At 72.2% G+C, this 17687-nt stretch carries 17 protein-coding genes; 11 read left to right on the plus strand and 6 right to left on the minus strand.

The annotated features are described in order from the left end of the window. The first annotated feature begins 7 nt into the window (after positions 1-7). Both AB0946_RS10140 and AB0946_RS10145 read left to right on the plus strand, forming a co-directional pair. Entirely contained in the window at positions 8-487 is a 480-nt protein-coding gene (locus AB0946_RS10140) for a hypothetical protein (RefSeq protein ID WP_366760108.1), read from the plus strand. Between the two features lie 104 nt (positions 488-591). Next, positions 592-1812 (plus strand): cytochrome P450, encoded by a 1221-nt coding sequence (locus AB0946_RS10145; RefSeq protein ID WP_366760109.1) that lies wholly within the window; start codon positions 592-594, stop codon positions 1810-1812. A 54-nt stretch (positions 1813-1866) separates the two neighbouring features. Here the strand turns inward: AB0946_RS10145 and AB0946_RS10150 are convergent, their stop codons facing one another. Continuing rightward, positions 1867-2715, minus strand: coding sequence for a diacylglycerol kinase (locus AB0946_RS10150; RefSeq protein WP_366760110.1), 849 nt, complete (start codon positions 2713-2715; stop codon positions 1867-1869). Between the two features lie 197 nt (positions 2716-2912). On the opposite strand from AB0946_RS10150, the gene AB0946_RS10155 reads away from it, so the two are divergent. Beyond that, complete coding sequence (locus AB0946_RS10155) at positions 2913-4196, plus strand: adenylosuccinate synthase (RefSeq protein WP_366760111.1); 1284 nt, start codon at positions 2913-2915, stop codon at positions 4194-4196. An 86-nt stretch (positions 4197-4282) separates the two neighbouring features. On the opposite strand, the gene AB0946_RS10160 is transcribed toward AB0946_RS10155, so the two are convergent. From AB0946_RS10160 to AB0946_RS10170, 3 genes are all read right to left on the minus strand, one after another. After that, positions 4283-4933 (minus strand): hypothetical protein, encoded by a 651-nt coding sequence (locus tag AB0946_RS10160; RefSeq protein WP_366760112.1) that lies wholly within the window; start codon positions 4931-4933, stop codon positions 4283-4285. 121 nt (positions 4934-5054) lie between these two features. Further along, positions 5055-5750: a GntR family transcriptional regulator gene (locus AB0946_RS10165; protein ID WP_366760113.1), complete on the minus strand. Its 696-nt coding sequence runs from the start codon at positions 5748-5750 to the stop codon at positions 5055-5057. 126 nt (positions 5751-5876) lie between these two features. Further along, on the minus strand, positions 5877-7232 hold the full coding sequence (locus AB0946_RS10170) for an aspartate aminotransferase family protein (RefSeq protein ID WP_366760114.1): 1356 nt from the start codon (positions 7230-7232) through the stop codon (positions 5877-5879). A 191-nt stretch (positions 7233-7423) separates the two neighbouring features. Here AB0946_RS10170 and AB0946_RS10175 point away from each other — a divergent pair, with 191 nt between their 5' ends. After that, entirely contained in the window at positions 7424-9253 is a 1830-nt protein-coding gene (locus tag AB0946_RS10175; protein ID WP_366760115.1) for a serine/threonine-protein kinase, read from the plus strand. A gap of 25 nt (positions 9254-9278) precedes the next feature. Here AB0946_RS10175 and AB0946_RS10180 read toward each other — a convergent pair whose 3' ends face one another. After that, the gene (locus AB0946_RS10180) at positions 9279-10028 is read right to left on the minus strand and encodes an SLATT domain-containing protein (protein WP_366760116.1); all 750 of its coding nucleotides are present in this window, start codon (positions 10026-10028) and stop codon (positions 9279-9281) included. 287 nt (positions 10029-10315) lie between these two features. Between AB0946_RS10180 and AB0946_RS10185 the strand changes: the two genes are divergently transcribed. The 7 genes from AB0946_RS10185 (at position 10316) to AB0946_RS10215 (ending at position 16746) form a co-directional block, all read left to right on the plus strand. Beyond that, on the plus strand, positions 10316-10660 hold the full coding sequence (locus AB0946_RS10185; RefSeq protein ID WP_366760117.1) for a YbaB/EbfC family nucleoid-associated protein: 345 nt from the start codon (positions 10316-10318) through the stop codon (positions 10658-10660). Positions 10661-10733: 73 nt separating this feature from the next. Continuing rightward, positions 10734-11333: a recombination mediator RecR gene (gene recR, locus AB0946_RS10190; protein WP_184967449.1), complete on the plus strand. Its 600-nt coding sequence runs from the start codon at positions 10734-10736 to the stop codon at positions 11331-11333. Next, positions 11326-11988, plus strand: coding sequence for a DUF5063 domain-containing protein (locus AB0946_RS10195; RefSeq protein ID WP_366760118.1), 663 nt, complete (start codon positions 11326-11328; stop codon positions 11986-11988). The genes recR and AB0946_RS10195 overlap by 8 nt, the downstream gene beginning before the upstream one ends. 182 nt (positions 11989-12170) lie before the next feature. Further along, positions 12171-13442, plus strand: coding sequence for an aspartate kinase (locus tag AB0946_RS10200; protein ID WP_014673991.1), 1272 nt, complete (start codon positions 12171-12173; stop codon positions 13440-13442). 16 nt (positions 13443-13458) lie between these two features. Continuing rightward, on the plus strand, positions 13459-14520 hold the full coding sequence (locus tag AB0946_RS10205) for an aspartate-semialdehyde dehydrogenase (protein ID WP_366760119.1): 1062 nt from the start codon (positions 13459-13461) through the stop codon (positions 14518-14520). A 328-nt stretch (positions 14521-14848) separates the two neighbouring features. Next, positions 14849-15529 carry a SigE family RNA polymerase sigma factor gene (locus AB0946_RS10210; RefSeq protein WP_366760120.1) on the plus strand — a complete coding sequence of 227 codons (681 nt, stop codon included), beginning with the start codon at positions 14849-14851 and terminating at the stop codon, positions 15527-15529. Positions 15530-15672: 143 nt separating this feature from the next. Next, positions 15673-16746, plus strand: a complete 1074-nt coding sequence (locus tag AB0946_RS10215; protein WP_366760122.1) for a hypothetical protein — start codon at positions 15673-15675, stop codon at positions 16744-16746. A 111-nt stretch (positions 16747-16857) separates the two neighbouring features. Here the strand turns inward: AB0946_RS10215 and AB0946_RS10220 are convergent, their stop codons facing one another. Next, entirely contained in the window at positions 16858-17649 is a 792-nt protein-coding gene (locus tag AB0946_RS10220) for an SURF1 family protein (protein WP_366760123.1), read from the minus strand. Positions 17650-17687 lie beyond the last annotated feature (38 nt).

A 17687-nucleotide genomic window follows, 5' to 3' on the forward strand; every position in this document is an offset into this window, starting at 1 on the left:
GGGGCGCGTGACCGAGGGAGTGAACATGGAACTGGAACTGGTGCCGCATGTCGGCGTCGGGCGTTTCCGGCTCGGCATGTCGGTCGATGAGGCCCGCGCCGCGGTGCGGGAGTGGGGTCTTCTCCGGACCGCCGCCGACGACGAGGAGCCGGGGCAGATCGTGCTCACGCACGACGACTCCCAGATGGACATCGTGCTCGGTTTCAGCAGAGGCACGCTGAGCGGAGTGGAGCTGATCCGGTTCCGGAAGGAGGACGCCGACGTCCGGGTGCTGCTCGACGGGCTCGACGTCTTCCGCACCCCGAGTGAGGACCTCTTCGAACAACTCGCGGCACGGGGCCACACCATCGAGGAGAACGACCTCGGCTTCGACGCCCTGCCCGAGCTGAAGGTGATCCTCGCGAACCAGAGCAGCTACGAGTACCCGGTGGACGAGGAGGGCGATCCCCTGTACTACGACTACGTCCTCGTCGCGGACCGGATCTGAGCGCCCGTGCGGGAGGGTGACGCCCGGCTGACGGGGGAGAGGCGCCCACGGACGCCGCGATCCACGGCCTGGTCAGATGACGCCCGGCGCGCTAGCGTCCCCGCATGGCAGGCCCCACCGACCTCGCGTTCGACCCCTGGGACCCGGCGTTCGTCGCCGACCCCTACCCGGCCTACGCGGAGCTGCGCGCTCGCGGCCGGGTGATCCGGTACGAGCCGACCGACCAGTGGCTGGTCCCGCACCACGCGGACGTCTCGGCGCTGCTGCGCGACCGCCGGCTGGGCCGGACGTACCAGCACCGGTTCGGCCACGAGGAGTTCGGCCGCACCCCGCCCCCGCCGGAGCACGAGCCGTTCCACACCCTCAACGACCACGGCATGCTCGACCTGGAGCCGCCGGACCACACCCGCATCCGGCGCCTGGTGTCGAAGGCGTTCACACCGCGCACGGTGGAGCGGCTGCGGCCCTACGTCGAGGGGCTCGCGAACGACCTGGTGGCCGCCCTGGTCGGCAACGGCGGCGGTGATCTGCTCACGGACGTGGCGGAGCCGCTGCCGGTGGCGGTGATCGCCGAGATGCTGGGCATCCCCGAGGCGGACCGGGGGCAGCTGCGCCCCTGGTCGGCGGACATCTGTGGCATGTACGAGCTGAACCCGTCGCAGGAGACGGCGGCGCGGGCCGTACGGGCGTCGGTGGAGTTCTCGGAGTGTCTGCGGGAGCTGATCGCGGCCCGCCGCGAGGAGCCCGGCGAGGACCTGATCTCGGGGCTGATCGCGGCCCACGACGAGGGCGACCGCCTCACGGAGCAGGAGATGATCTCCACGGCGGTGCTGCTCCTCAACGCGGGCCACGAGGCGACCGTGAACGCCACGGTGAACGGCTGGTGGGCGCTGCTGCGCAACCCGGACCAGCTCGCGGTCCTCCGCGCGGACCACTCCCTGGTTCCCTCCGCGATCGAGGAGCTGATGCGCTACGACACCCCGCTCCAGCTCTTCGAACGCTGGGTGCTGGACGACATAGAGATCGACGGCACGACGATCCCGAGGGGCGCGGAGATCGCCATGCTCTTCGGCTCCGCCAACCACGACCCGGCGGTCTTCACCGACCCCGCCCGCCTGGACCTCAGCCGGAAGGACAACCCGCACATCTCCTTCAGCGCGGGCATCCACTACTGCATCGGCGCCCCCCTGGCCCGGATGGAGCTGGCGGCGTCCCTGACGGCCCTGCTCCGGCAGGCCCCCACCCTGACCCTGGCCCAGGAGCCGAAGCGGAAGCCGAACTTCGTGATCCGGGGCCTGGAGGGACTGCGCGTGGAGGTGGGCTGATCACCCGTCCGGCTCATCGGCGAGCCGTCGGCACCGTGCTCGGCACGCGGGAACTCAAGCAGTACCGGGAGGAGGAGTACGGGGCAGCGTGAGCGCCCAGGCGCCCGCCAGGACCCGCCACGTCCGGCGCCGTACCGGGCCCGAGACCGCCGCGTCCGCCCGGTAGCGGAAGTCCGCCCCCGTGACCGTCACCGTGTGCCCGGAGGCCAGCAGCGGGGTCGCCTCGGCGCCCACCGACAGGGGCCGCACTTCCACCGAGGCCGTCCCGGTCCGGCCCGGGGTCACGGACACCGCCTCCACCGGCTGGTCCAGGTCGACCACCGTCTCCCCGTCCACCTCCACCCGCAGCCGGGTCACGCGCGGGGACGGCACGGCGGACAGGCGGGTGGGACGGGGGGCGAGGGTGCGGGCCAGCGAGCGGTACCAGGGCCGGTCGGGACCGAGCGGGACCGGCTCGGCGGGCACCGGCCGCGCCGGAGGAATGCCCAGCGTGCCGAGCACCACCCCGTCGCTGTCGTCCACCAGCAGGTCCAGCCGCCGCTCGGCGCCGTCCAGGACCGCTCGCGCCGCCGCCACCGTGCTGCCGGGCACCCCGAGCGACTCGGCGAGCACCGAGTCCCCCACCGGCACCACCGACAGCGCGCATCCGGCCAGTTCCCGCCGCCGGTGCAGCAGGGCGACGGCCCGCACCAGCGCACGGTCGTCACCGATCACCACCGGCCGCCGGGACCCCCTACGGCCGAGTGCGCGGGCGAATTCCTCCGGCCCGTCCGGCAGGCACACCTTCGCCGCCGCACCCGCGCTGAGCACGTCTTTCGCGATCCGTACGGACTCTCCGTCCGCCTGCCGCGCCGATGGATCGATGATCACCAGCAGCTGATCGGACGTCGCGAAAGTCGCCACCTCGGTCCTGCCTCGCTTCCTCGGGTAGCATCTTTGTGCAAGAGCCCCTTGCGCTATTGCGCCAGGGGCTTCGTCTATTCCGGGGCACCCGGTCCGACGGTTGTGCGACCAACGGCGGTCGCAGTGGTACGCGGCGGTGAACCTTACGCCCAAGCCCCCGACGTTGGACATGCCCCGCCCGGAAGGGGTGTACGCGCGTGCCCGCACTTGTGCTGCTCGGTGCTCAGTGGGGTGACGAAGGCAAGGGAAAGGCGACGGACCTGCTCGGTGGCTCCGTCGATTATGTGGTGCGTTACCAGGGCGGCAACAACGCCGGCCACACGGTCGTCGTGGGCGACCAGAAGTACGCGCTCCACCTCCTCCCTTCCGGAATCCTGTCGCCCGGCTGTACGCCGGTCATCGGTAACGGTGTCGTCGTCGACCCGTCGGTCCTGCTCTCCGAGCTGAGCGGTCTGAACGAGCGTGGCGTCGACACGTCAAAGCTCCTGATCAGCGGTAACGCGCACATCATCACGCCGTACAACGTGACCGTCGACAAGGTGACGGAACGCTTCCTCGGCAAGCGCAAGATCGGCACGACCGGGCGCGGCATCGGCCCGACGTACGCCGACAAGATCAACCGCGTGGGCATCCGGGTCCAGGACCTCTACGACGAGTCGATCCTGACCCAGAAGGTCGAGGCGGCCCTCGACGTCAAGAACCAGATCCTCACCAAGCTCTACAACCGGCGCGCGATCGCCGTGGGCCAGGTGGTGGAGGAGCTGCTGGGCTACGCCGAGCAGATCAAGCCGTACGTCGCCGACACGGTCCTGGTGCTCAACCAGGCCCTGGAGGACGACAAGGTCGTGCTCTTCGAGGGCGGCCAGGGCACGCTCCTGGACATCGACCACGGCACGTACCCCTTCGTGACCTCGTCGAACCCGACGGCCGGCGGCGCCTGCACCGGTGCCGGCGTGGGCCCCACGAAGATCAGCCGGGTCATCGGCATCCTCAAGGCCTACACGACCCGCGTCGGCGCGGGCCCGTTCCCGACCGAGCTGTTCGACGAGGACGGCGAGGCACTGCGCCGCATCGGCGGCGAGCGCGGTGTCACCACCGGACGTGACCGCCGCTGCGGCTGGTTCGACGCGGTCATCGCCCGCTACGCCACCCGCGTCAACGGCCTGACCGACTTCTTCCTCACCAAGCTGGACGTCCTCACCGGCTGGGAGCAGATCCCGGTCTGCGTGGCCTACGAGATCGACGGCAGGCGTGTCGAGGAACTGCCGTACTCCCAGACCGACTTCCACCACGCGAAGCCGGTCTACGAGATGCTGCCGGGCTGGAGCGAGGACATCAGCAAGGCGAAGTCCTTCTCCGACCTGCCGAAGAACGCCCAGAACTACGTCAAGGCGCTGGAGGAGATGTCCGGCGCGCCGATCTCCGCGATCGGCGTGGGCCCGGGCCGCGACGAGACGATCGAGATCAACTCGTTCCTCTGACGGTGCCTTCCCGGTCCGTGGACCGGGATCTGACGGGACGGCCGGTGCGGTGACCCCGGCCGGCCTTCCCGCCCCGGCGTCGCGCGTCAGCTGAACACGATCATCGAGCCCTGGGCCAGCGAGCGGGTCGCCGCCGCGTGCAGGCCCAGCCAGACGTGCCGTTCGCGGGCGAAGGGGCTGGGGTCGTGGGGGGCCGCGCCGGCGGGTTCCTCCAGCTCCGTCGGGGCCGTGGGCGGGGCGGGGGGAGCCGGGGGGTTCGCCGGGTCGATGCCGATGGTCGGCGCGACGTGCTGGAGCTCGCGCAGCAGCGTCTGCGACGAGCCCAACGGGCCTCCGCCCGCGAGGAGCTCGTCGTTCGACAGCGGGTGCGGGAAGTCCACGGGGACGTACGCGCCCGCGTGGTCGTAGTGCCAGACCAGGTGGGACTGCTGGGCGGTCGGCTCGAACATCTCCAGCAACTGCTCGTAGTCACCGCCCAGTTCGTCCACCGGGGTCACCGGCAGGCCGCAGACCTGGAGCAGGTAGGCCCGGCGCAGGAAGTGCAGGGCGTCGTAGTCGAAACCGGCGACCGGGGCGACGTCACCGGACAGGCCCGGCATGTACTGGTACACCGGCACCGGCGGCAGACCCGCCTCGGCGAGAGCCTTGTCGTACTGCGCGAGTTCCTCGGCGAAGGGGTTGTCCGGGGTGTGGCACAACACGTCCACGAGCGGGACCAGCCACAGGTCACAGGCCAAAAGAGGGCTCCTACATCGGCAGGCGCGCGGTCACGCACGGCAGCAGGTGGTCAGGGCAGGGTAGTCGGTACGGCCCCCGGGCGGCTCCCCTCGTACGGACCGGATGGGCCGTACCGGTCACTTACCCGTTGGTCAGGTGTTCCAGCAGCGCCAGCGAGTCGGCGTTGGAGGCGGCGACGATCGCGCGGGCCGTCTCGGCCTCGCGCCGGGCGAGCGCGTCGACCAGCTCGGTGTGCCCGGCCCAGAGCCGGCCCCGCAGGTCGGGCAGGCGCAGCAGGTGCTGCACCACGCACACCCAGGACTGCACGCGCAGACGGTGCAGGAAGTCACCGAGGTAGGGGTTGCCGAACAGGGCGCTCAGTTCGCGCCAGAAGCGCAGGTCGTAGCCGATGAGGATCGTCAGGTCGCCGGCGCTCGCGGCCCGTTGGGCCTCCTCGCCGCGGCGGCGCACGGTGGCCAGGGCGGCGGCCGTGCGGGGGTCCTCGGGCGGCGTGCGGAAGGCGGGGTGGCCGGCGGCGAGGACCTCGAACATGCCGTCGGTGACCAGGCTGCGCGCCTCGATCATGTTCCGGTAGTCGGTGACCGAGTACTCGGGCACCCGGAAACCGCGGTGCTGGTCGGCCTCCAGGACGCCCTGCGCGGACAGGTCGACCAGCGCCTCGCGGACGGGGGTGGCGGAGACGCCGTACTGGTCGGCTATCTCCTTCACGGTGAACGCCCGGCCCGGGCGCAGCCGGCCCGCCAGCACCTCGTCACGGAGCGCGTCCGCGATCTGCTGGCGCAGGGTGCTGCGCGTCACGGTGCCGTTGCCGGGCATGTCCGTGCCTCTCCTCACACGTCCGGGTGACGTACTCGTACGGACTCGCGATCTACGCGAGTCGCTGGTGCTTACGAGCACGTCACCTTACGCGTTCGGACCCGCCGTGCGGCAGGCACGGTACGGTCACACCGTGTGTTCGTCGGCGACGCTCAACGCGGCGTCGAGCGCGGCCAGACCCTCCTTCAGCTCGGCCTCGCTCGCGTTGCACGGCGGGACGACGTGGGTGCGGTTCATGTTCACGAACGGCCACAGGCCGTGCCGCTTGGCGGCGGCCGTGAACGCGGCCATCGGGGCGCCCGCCTCGCCGGCCGCGTTGTAGGGCACCAGCGGCTCGCGGGTCTCCCGGTTCCTCACCAGCTCCAGCGCCCAGAACATGCCGGTACCGCGCACCTCGCCGACGCTCGGGTGCCGCGCGGCCAGCTCGGCCAGGCCCGGGCCGACGACACTCTCGCCGAGCCGCCTGGCGTTCTCCACGACGCCCTCCTCCGCCATCACGTTGATCGTGGCGACGGCGGCGGCGCAGGCCAGCGGGTGGCCGGAGTAGGTGAGGCCACCGGGGTAGGGGCGCTTGCCGAAGGTCTCCGCGATCTCCTGCGAGACGGCCACACCGCCGAGCGGGACGTAACCGGAGTTCACGCCCTTGGCGAAGGTCATCAGGTCCGGGGTGACGCCGAACAGGTCGGCCGCGAACCACTCGCCGGTCCGGCCGAAGCCGGCCATGACCTCGTCCAGGACGAAGACGATGCCGTACTTGTCGCACAGCTCGCGCACCCCGGCCAGGTAGCCGGGCGGCGGCACCATGATCCCGGCGGTGCCCGGGATGGTCTCCAGGATGATCGCCGCGATGGTCGCCGGGCCCTCGAAGGCGATCGTCGTCTCCAGGTGCTCCAGCGCCCGGGCGCACTCCTGCTCCTCGGTCTCGGCGTAGAAGCGGGAGCGGTAGAGGAACGGCGCCCAGAAGTGGACGACACCGGCGGCGGCGCCGTCGGAGGCCCAGCGGCGCGGGTCGCCGGTGATGTTGATGGCCTGCTGGGTGCCGCCGTGGTAGGAGCGGTAGGCCGAGAGCACCTTCGGGCGGCCCGTGTGCAGCCGGGCCATGCGGACCGCGTGCTCGACGGCGTCCGCGCCGCCGTTGGTGAAGAAGATCTTGTCGAGGTCGCCGGGGGTCCGCTCGGCGATCAGCCGGGCCGCCTCCGAGCGGGCCTCGACGGCGAACGCGGGCGCGAAGGTCGTCAGCTTCGCGGCCTGCTCCTGGATCGCCGCGACGACCTTCGGGTGCTGGTAGCCGATGTTGGTGAAGACGAGTCCGCTGGTGAAGTCCAGGTACCGCGTGCCGTCGTAGTCCCAGAAGTACGACCCCTCGGCGCCGGCGACGGCGAGCGGGTCGATGAGGTCCTGGGCCGACCAGGAGTGGAAGACGTGCGCACGGTCCGCGGCCTTCACCGCGGCGCCGGCTTCGGGGCTGGGCTGAGGGGTCATGCGGCCGAGCGTAGATGTCCGCGATGCGGAAGTCCTATCGGCGTCCTGTTCCGTGGGCGGGGGCAAAGCGCGACAGGTTGTCGACGGCGGACCGGCCGGGACCGGCCGGAGATCGCCGGAGGAGGGACGTCCCGTCCTGCCACCGCACTATTCTCGGTCGTCGCAGATCTATGGGGGGAAGGCGGACGCGGATGGAGAAGCTGGGGCCGGGGGATCCGCAGGAGATCGGCGCTTATCGGCTGCTGGCGCGGCTCGGCGCGGGCGGCATGGGGCAGGTGTATCTGGCGCGGTCGGACCGGGGGCGGACCGTGGCGGTGAAGCTCGTCCGGGAGGAGCTGGCCGCGCAGGAGGAGTTCCGGGCGCGGTTCCGGCAGGAGGTGCACGCCGCGCGCCGGGTCGGCGGGTACTGGACCGCGCCCGTGCTGGACGCGGACACCGAGGCGGCCGTGCCGTGGGTGGCGACCGGGTACGTGGCCGGGCCGAGCCTCCAGCAGGTCGTCGGACACGACCACGGGGCCCTGCCCGAGCGGTCGGTACGGATTCTGGCGGCGGGGCTCGCGCACGCGCTGACCGACATCCACGCGGCCGGGATCGTGCACCGGGACCTCAAGCCGTCCAACGTGCTCGTGACCATCGACGGGCCCCGCGTGATCGACTTCGGGATCGCCCGCGCCCTGGAGACGGCGACCGCCGGCGGGGAGGGCCTCACCCGGACCGGGGCGCTCGTCGGATCGCCGGGGTTCATGGCGCCCGAGCAGGTGCGCGGGGACCGGATCACACCGGCGTGCGACGTGTTCTGCCTCGGGTCCGTGCTGGCGTACGCGGCGACCGGGACCCTGCCCTTCGGCGGCGCCGACAGCGGCGCGCACGCGCTGATGTTCCGGATCGCCCAGGAGGAGCCGGACCTCACCGGGGTGCCGGAGGGGATCGCCGACCTCGTCCGGGACTGCCTGCGCAAGGAGCCGGGGGCGCGGCCCTCGCTGGAGGCGATCCTGGAGCGGACGGGGGTGGAGGACACCGTGGCCGAGGGGCGGTCGCGGGACCCCTGGCTGCCGGGTTCGCTGGTCGCGCAGCTCGGCCGGCACGCGGTGCGGTTGCTGGACGCGGAGGACCCGGAGCGGGGGGCGGGGCCGGCGCCGGGTCCGGGCCGGGGGCCCGAGCACGCCGCCGTCTCCGACGGCGGGAGCGTCGACCACCTGCCCACCGCGGTCCCCGCCGGGACTCCGCCGCCGCCCGGTGCGCCGCCCGCGTCCGCCGGATTCGGGCCGGCGTACGGGACGCCCCCGGCCCAGCCGCCGTACCCGCAGCAGTCGTATCCGCAGCCGCCGTACGCACAGCCGCATCCACCGCATCCCCGGTCCGCCGGCTACGGGTATCCGCCGCCCGGCTCCACCCCGCCGTACGGGCCGTCCACCGTCGGCGTCCCGGTGGACCCCGAGCGGCGCAGCGGGCGGTCCACCGCGCTGCTCGTCGTGATCGCGCTGGTCGTCGCGCTGGGCGCGGGCGGTTCGGTGTACGCGCTGATGAGGAACGGAGGCGGGACCGACGACAAGGGCGACGGCACGGTCGCCCCGGCGCCCACCGTCACCTCCGGGGCGCCGGACGACTCCGGCACACCCTCCCCGTCCGGGACGCGGGAGCCGTCCCCCTCCGCCTCCACGGCCGGCGCGGTGCCGGACGCCTATCTGGGCACCTGGCGGACGGCCATCGACAACGCGGACGGCTCGAACACCCGTGAACTGACCATCCGGCAGGGCGAGGTGGGCGACACCGTGCTGACGCTGGTCGCGGACGGGCCGACCGCGGGCGGCGGGTCGTACCACTGCGTCTTCGAGGCGGAGCTGGCCGAACAGCCCCGTGACGGCGGTCCCTTGGAGATCGGCCCGTCCACCGTGACCAGCGGCGAGCCCGCCTCCTCCTGCACCCCCGGCGAGGCGACCGAGGTCACCCTGCTGCCGGACGGACGGCTGAGGCGGGCGAAGGCGAGCGGCGGGGAGAGCCTGACGTACAGCAAGGAGTGACCCGGCCCGTACGGCGGCAGGGCGTTCACCGCGGCTCCGGCGGCCGCTGCCGCGGCATGTTCGGGCGGCTGCCGTTCGCCGGTGGCAGGGGGAAGCGGGTACCCGGGCCCCCGGCCTCCTGGCGCGGCACCGACGCCACCGCCGTCTGGATGCCCAGCGGCGCCGCCCCCGTGCGGAACTCCACCATCCAGTCGGTCGTCTCCGTGCGCACCAGCTCCGTGACGTCCTCCGAGAACCGCCGCAGCACCGACAGGCACCGCTCGGCCGCCTCGCTCGCCGTGCCCTCCGCCGGTCCCAGCACCTCGCGCACGCACTCCGACGCCCAGTCGAACTGCAACGCCTGGAGCCGCCGGTGCACCGCCTGGGCCGTGGCCACGTCCCGCATCCAGCCCGACGTGACCCCGAGGAACCGGTCGATGGCGACGCAGGACACCGCGAGCAGCAGCGCCAGACAGCCCCAGGGCGCCACCCCGCCGGCCGCCCCGGTCAGATCCAGCAGCGGCAGCGCCGCCCCGGCCACGGCCCCGGCCGCCGCCCCGACCCGCAGCACGCGCGCCCCGCGCCGCTTCCACACCCGGTCCCGCAGGTACCAGGCGGCCGTCTCCAGTGCCCGCCGCTCCACCCACCGGTACAGCTCGTCCAGCCGCTCGGCGGGTTCGCCCCAGTCCCCGAGCGGGAAGGCCCGCCCGGTCAGATCGCCCGGCCGCAGCCCGGCCGCACCCTCGCCCCGCCCGTCCTGAGGCGGACCCTCGGGCTGCATCTCCGGCTGACCCACCCGGCACTCCCTACTGATCACGACCGGTCACGTAGCGTGACACTCCCTGCCGACGTGCGGCCACCTTCCTACCGCCCAACGGGTGGCGGAGAGGGGGCTTTCCCGACTTTTCCGCCCGTAAGAGGGCCTTGATCAGGTATAGGACTCACCGTGTTCTCACTCGAAAGAGTGGCGGAGCAGTGGCCGCGTGGACCACGTAGGCTCATTCACGACGGAGAAGAACGTCGGACGAGGAACGTCGGACACAACGTCGGACGGACGTCGGAGAAGACGGTGAGGAGCTGATCGTGATCCCCGGTGGTGGCCAGCCCAACATGCAGCAGTTGCTCCAGCAGGCCCAGAAGATGCAGCAGGACCTGCAGCGGGCGCAGGAGGAACTGGCGAACACAGAGGTCGACGGGCAGGCGGGCGGCGGTCTGGTGAAGGCCACCGTCACCGGCGCCGGTGAGCTGCGGGCGCTGAAGATCGACCCGAAGGCGGTGGACCCGGAGGACACCGAGACCCTCGCCGACCTGGTCGTGGCGGCCGTACAGGCGGCCAACGAGAACGCGCAGGCGCTCCAGCAGCAGAAGCTCGGCCCGCTGGCCCAGGGGCTGGGCGGCGGCAGCGGCATCCCGGGCCTGCCGTTCTGACGCCTGCGCCTTCCGGGCGGGGGCGCGAGGCAACTACCGTACGTACCGAAAGGTCTCCAGGAAGGGCAGTCCGTTGTACGAAGGCGTGGTCCAGGACCTCATCGACGAGCTGGGGCGGCTGCCCGGCGTCGGTCCCAAGAGTGCGCAGCGGATCGCCTTCCACATCCTGCAGGCCGAGCCGACGGACGTGAAGCGGCTCGCGCAGGCGCTCCTGGAAGTGAAGGCGAGGGTCCGCTTCTGCGCGACCTGCGGGAACGTGGCGCAGGAGGAGTTGTGCGGCATCTGCCGCGACCCGCGCCGCGACCCTGCCGTCATCTGTGTGGTGGAGGAACCGAAGGACGTCGTCGCGATCGAGCGCACCCGCGAGTTCCGGGGCCGGTACCACGTGCTCGGCGGCGCGATCAGCCCGATCGAGGGCGTGGGACCCGACGACCTGCGTATACGAGAACTTCTCGCACGGTTGGCCGACGGGACGGTCACGGAACTGATCCTGGCCACGGACCCGAATCTGGAAGGCGAGGCGACGGCGACGTACCTCGCCCGCATGATCAAGCCCATGGGCCTGAAGGTCACCCGCCTGGCCAGCGGCCTCCCGGTGGGCGGTGACCTGGAATACGCGGACGAGGTGACCCTCGGCCGCGCCTTCGAGGGGAGACGACTCCTAGATGTCTGACGCCACGCTGCACGCCTCGACGCAGAACCCGGACGACTTCGTGGTCCAGATCGCGGACCAGGTCGAGAGCTTCCTGGTGGCCGTCACGGAGGTGGCGAAGGGCGACGAGCCCGAATCGGCGGTCCCCTTCCTGCTCCTTGAGGTCTCCCAGCTCCTGCTCGCCGGCGGCCGGCTGGGCGCCCACGAGGACATCGTCCCCGAGGAGCGCTACGAGCCCGACCCGGGCCCCGAGCCGGACGTGGACGAGCTGCGCGAGAACTACGCCCGGCTCCTGGACCCGATCGACGTCTACTCCGAGGTCTTCGACCCGTACGAGCCCCGCAAGGCGCCGGTGCCGGCCCGGCTCTCCGACGACCTCGCCGACATCATCACCGACCTGCGCCACGGCATGGCCCACTACCGCGCGGGCCGCACCACCGAGGCCCTGTGGTGGTGGCAGTTCTCCTACTTCTCCAACTGGGGCCCGACGGCCTCCGCGGTGCTGCGCGCCCTGCAGTCCGTCCTCATCCACGTCCGCCTCAACCAGCCCCTGGACGAACTGGACGGCCTCGACACCGACCAGGCCGCCATCGGCGACGAGACCCTGGAGTTCGAGGCGGGCCGCGTGATGGCCGAGGAGATCGGCGAGCCCCTGGGGATCCGTCCCGGGCAGTAGCCGGACCGGTCCGGGTCCGGGCCCGGAACCTTGTGAGCCGAGGCACTTTCCGAGTGGTGGGCCGATCGCTGGGCAGGGGTCGAGACCGGGCGGGCGGATGTCTCACCATGCGGGAGCAGGGTGGTGGAATTCGGACGCTCGATAGACTGAGCCGACACAAACGAACCGAGCGAGGAGCGCACGTGGGCCTTGTCGTGCAGAAGTACGGAGGCTCCTCCGTAGCCGATGCCGAGGGCATCAAGCGCGTCGCCAAGCGGATCGTGGAAGCGAAGAAGAACGGCAACCAGGTTGTCGTCGTCGTTTCCGCGATGGGCGACACGACGGACGAGCTGATCGATCTCGCCGAGCAGGTTTCTCCGATGCCTGCCGGGCGGGAATTCGACATGCTGCTGACCGCCGGAGAGCGGATCTCCATGGCCCTGCTGGCGATGGCGATCAAAAACCTGGGCCACGAGGCGCAGTCCTTCACCGGCAGCCAGGCGGGCGTCATCACCGACTCGGTCCACAACAAAGCCCGGATCATCGACGTCACGCCGGGGCGGATCAGGACGGCTCTCGACGAGGGCAACATTGCCATCGTCGCCGGGTTCCAGGGCGTGAGCGCCGACAAGAAGGACATCACCACGCTGGGCCGCGGCGGGTCCGACACCACCGCCGTGGCGCTCGCCGCCGCGCTCGACGCCGAGGTCTGCGAGATCTACACCGACGTCGACGGCGTGTTCACCGCCGACCCGCGCGTGGTGAAGAAGGCGAAGAAGATCGACTGGATCTCCTTCGAGGACATGCTGGAGCTCGCGGCCTCCGGTTCCAAGGTGCTCCTCCACCGCTGTGTGGAGTACGCCCGCCGCTACAACATCCCGATCCACGTCCGGTCGTCCTTCAGCGGGCTGCAGGGCACGTGGGTCAGCAGTGAGCCGATTGGGGACAAGAAGGTGGAGCAGGCCATCATCTCCGGTGTCGCGCACGACACCTCCGAGGCCAAGATCACGGTCGTCGGCGTGCCGGACAAGCCGGGTGAGGCCGCCGCGATCTTCCGGACCATCGCCGACGCCGAGATCAACATCGACATGGTCGTGCAGAACGTGTCCGCCGCCTCCACGGGCCTGACGGACATCTCCTTCACGCTGCCGAAGACCGAGGGCCGCAAGGCCATCGACGCGCTGGAGAAGAACCGCTCCGGCATCGGCTTCGACTCGCTGCGCTACGACGACCAGATCGGCAAGATCTCCCTGGTCGGCGCCGGTATGAAGACCAACCCGGGCGTCACCGCCGGGTTCTTCGAGGCGCTCAGCGACGCCGGTGTGAACATCGAGCTGATCTCGACGTCCGAGATCCGCATCTCGGTGGTCACCCGAGCCGACGACGTGCCGGAGGCCGTCCGCGCCGTCCACACCGCCTTCGGTCTGGACTCCGACAGCGACGAGGCCGTCGTCTACGGCGGCACCGGCCGATGAACCGGGACACGGTCCGATGACCGGCAGGCCGACGCTCGCGGTCGTGGGAGCGACCGGAGCCGTCGGCACGGTCATGCTCCAGATCCTGTCCCAGCGCGCGGACGTCTGGGGCGAGATCCGCCTGATCGCCTCCCCGCGCTCGGCCGGCCGCAAGCTGGCCGTGCGCGGCGAGGAGGTCGAGGTGGTGGCCCTGACGGAGGACGCCTTCGCCGGGGTCGACATCGCGCTGTTCGACGTCCCGGACGAGGTCGCCGCCGAGTGGGCGCCGGTCGCCGCCGCGCACGGCGCGGTCGTCGTCGACAACTCCGGCGCCTTCCGCATGGACCCGGACGTGCCGCTCGTCGTGCCCGAGATCAACCCGCACGCCGTACGGTCCCGGCCGCGCGGGATCGTCGCCAACCCCAACTGCACGACCCTGACGATGATCGTCGCCCTGGGCGCGCTGCACGCCGAGTTCGGGCTGCGCGAGCTGGTGGTGTCGTCGTACCAGGCGGTGAGCGGGGCCGGGCGGGCCGGCGTGGAGACGCTGAGGGCCCAGCTGTCCCTGGTGGCCGGGACGGAGCTGGGCACCAAGCCGGGGGACGTACGGCGGGCCGTGGGGGACGACACCGGGCCGTTCCCGGAGCCGGTCGCGCTGAACGTCGTGCCGTGGGCCGGGTCGCTGCGGGAGGACGGCTGGTCGTCGGAGGAGATGAAGGTCCGCGACGAGTCCCGGAAGATCCTCGGCCTGCCGGCGCTGCCGGTCGCCGTGACCTGTGTCCGGGTGCCGGTGGTCACCACGCACTCGCTGACCGTCCACGCCCGCTTCCAGCGGGAGGTCGGCGTCGACGGGGCCCGCGAGATCCTCGCGACCGCGCCGGGCGTGGTGCTGTGCGACGACCCGGCGGCCGGCGAGTTCCCCACCCCCGCCGACGTGGTGGGCACCGACCCGACCTGGGTGGGCCGGGTGCGCCGGGCCCTGGACGACCCGACCGCGCTGGAGCTCTTCGTCTGCGGTGACAACCTGCGCAAGGGCGCCGCGCTGAACTGCGCGCAGATCGCGGAACTCATCGCGGCGGAGCTGTCCGCCCCCACATAGCCGTTGAACTTTGTAGGATCTCCGTAAGCACTGCGGCCGGGAGCATGGTCCAAATCCCTTGAACCACTCCCTGCCCGCGACAGAGGATTTCCCTCCCCGTCTTCCGCAACCGTACGGAGGCGGGGAGCGTCTTTGCGGTCACCCTTGCGGGACCTGGGGACGTGATGATCCTGGCGTGGGGACGCCGTGGTCGGGGCGTGGGGGCGCCCGTTCATATGGGACATAAGGGAAGAGCGGGACGCATGACGGCAGTTCAGGCATCGCCGGTTGTCGCACATGTGACGCCCGGCACGTACAACCCCCGAGGGGGGCAGCGTGTCCAACAGGCGTGGCAGAGGTACTCGAACTCAGTGTGGCCCGCGGCGGTACGGCCCTGCGGCCTCGCGCGGCGCTCCGGCCCCGCCCGCCCGGCGGCATGCCGGTGATCGCGCCCATGCCCGCAGCGCGGCCCGCCCGCATACCCAGTCAGCGTGACGGCGCCGAGGAGTCCGCGGGCGCCGTGACGGCCGAGGCCGCCGGCACGACCGTCGACCACCTCACCGAGACCTACCGGGCGCACTACCGCTCGCTGCTCGGCCTCGCCGCACTCCTCCTCGACGACACCGCGTCCTGCGAGGACGTCGTCCAGGAGGCGTTCATCCGCGTCCACTCGGCCCGCAAGCGCGTCCGAGACCCCGAGAAGACCCTCGCCTACCTGCGGCAGACGGTCGTCAACCTCTCCCGCTCCACGCTGCGCCGGCGCATCATCGGCCTGAAGCTGCTCTCCAAGCCGATGCCCGACATGGCGAGCGCGGAAGAGGGCGCCTACGACCGGCTGGAGCGCCGCGACCTCATCAAGGCGATGAAGGGGCTCCAGCGCCGCCAGCGCGAGGTCCTCGTGCTGCGCTACTTCGCGGACATGACCGAGGCCCAGGTCGCCGAGACGCTCGGCATATCCCTCGGCTCGGTCAAGGCGTACGGTTCGCGGGGCATCGCCGCACTGCGGGTCGCCATGGGGACACCGGCATGAGCGACCACGCCGAAGAGGGCGCGTCCCATGAGGGTCACTCCCATGAGCGCCACTCCCATGAACGTCACGAGCCCTACGCCTGGCACGAGCCGACGCGGGGCGACGGGCAACAGCACACGTCATCGCACGCTGGGAACGGAACTGTGAACCACGGCCCCGACGAGAAGGGCCCGGAGAGGCTCGAAGGAGTCCACGGCCTGGACGGGCCCGACTCCGACGAACTGGCCCTGCGCCGGCTGCTGCACTCGGCGGTCGACGACATCGAACCGCGCACCGGCACCCTGGACCACCTGCGCCGGGCCGTCCCCGCGCGCCGCGCGCGCAAGCGCCAGGCGGTGGTCGGCATGGCCGCGGCGGCCCTGTTCATCGGCACCGCGATCCCCGCCCTCGTGCACGTCTCCCAGGCCGGCGGCTCCGACCCCAACACCGCGATGGCCGGCCAGTCCTCCCAGGCCCAGGGCGGCACCGGGGAGGGCAAGGACAAGGGCACCGGAACGGCGGACCCGAAGGACACCGGCGCTACGACGGCCCAGCCCGGCAAGGAGTCCGGCCGGCCCGACGGCACGGGCACGACGCCCGGCAGCGGCGGCGGGTCCACCGGCGCCGCCGACCCCTCCGCCACGCCGTCCTCGGGCGTCCCGCTCTGTACGGCGACCCAGCTGGGCTCCGCCACCGGCAGCGCGAACGCGCCCGACACCGCGGGGGTCGTCTACGGCACCTTCCGCGTCACCAACATCTCCGGCACCGCCTGCACGGTCGCCGGTGCCGGCAGCGTCACGCCCACGGCCCAGGGCGCCGCCGACCCGGCCAAGATCCTCACCGTCCGGCACACCGCCGGTGACGCGGCGACCGCCCTGCCCGACCCCTCCCAGGAGGTCACCGGGCTGGTGCTCCAGCCGGGCGCGGCGTACGAGGAGAAGTTCGCCTTCGTCCCCTCGGAGACCTGCCCCACCACCGGCGGCGACAGCGGTCCGGGCGACCCGGGCCCCACCGGTCCGACGCCCGATCCGTCACCCACCCAGAGCGCCTCCGGAGCCACGACCGACAGCACCGGCACGCAGGGCACGGCCCCGCAGCTCGCCACCGAGGACGGCACGGCCGACGGCAGCGTCACGGTGACCCACACCGCACAGGGGGGTTCGCCGACGGCGACGGCGGTGGTGCCCGGCGCGTGCGCGGGGACGGTCTACTACACCGGGGTGCTCACGGGCGCCTGACGCTCCGCCGGGAGCCGGGTGCGCCGACGCCGTTCGTCCGGGGGAGCGTGCGCGACCGCGGGCCCGTCGTGGCCGGCCGCACGGTTCCCCGCGCCCCTTCGGGGGCGCGGGTCAGCCGCTCGGTACCGGCTCCCGGTCCGACTCCTCCGTCACCAGGCCCAGCGCGGCGTCCCGCTGGAACTCCAGCTCGCGACGGAGCAGACGGAACCACATGAAGACCACGAAGCCCGCGAACACGAACCACTCGCCGGTGTAACCGAGGTTCTGGAACGCCTTGAGGTCCAGCCCCGTACCGCCCGGTGCGCTCGCGGGCACGGCCTTCATCCCGGCGTCCCCCTTGGCCAGGGTGACCCAGGCGTCGTACAGCCGGTACGGCACCAGGTTCACCAGCGACGCCGGGCTGATTGCGGAGGTCTGCCCGGCGGGCAGCCCGCCCTGCGCGCTGACCCCGTTGTCCCCGGGCGTCTCGGGCGCCTGCAGCGCACCGGTGACGGTGACCTCGCCCCGGGGCGGCGCGGGCGCCTTCGCCGCGTCCGCCGTACCCGGCAGCCAGCCCCGCACCACCGGCAGCGCCTTGCCGGAACCGGTGCGCAGCAGCGTCAGCACGTAGAAGCCGCGCTTGCCGTCCAGCTCCCGTCCGGGCACCAGCAACTGCTCCCCGTACCGCCCGCTCGCCGTGACCCGCCGTCCCGACGTGCTCTTGTCGACGGGCAGCAGCGAGTCCAGCGGGCGCGCGGCCTCGTCCCGGTCGGAGGCGGTCTGTTCGGTCGCGGCGCGATGGTCCTGCACCCGCCCCTCGAACCGGCTCAGCTGCCACGACCCCATGAAGACGCAGAACGGGATGGCGAGCAGCACGAAGACGTTGATGCCCCACCAGCGGGGTGTCAGCAGAAACCGGTACACGCCCTCCACGGTACGGCGCCCGGCCCGGTGCCTCGGCC

This window comes from Streptomyces sp. NPDC046870 (genome assembly GCF_040704595.1).
Lineage (GTDB): Bacteria > Actinomycetota > Actinomycetes > Streptomycetales > Streptomycetaceae > Streptomyces > Streptomyces argyrophylli.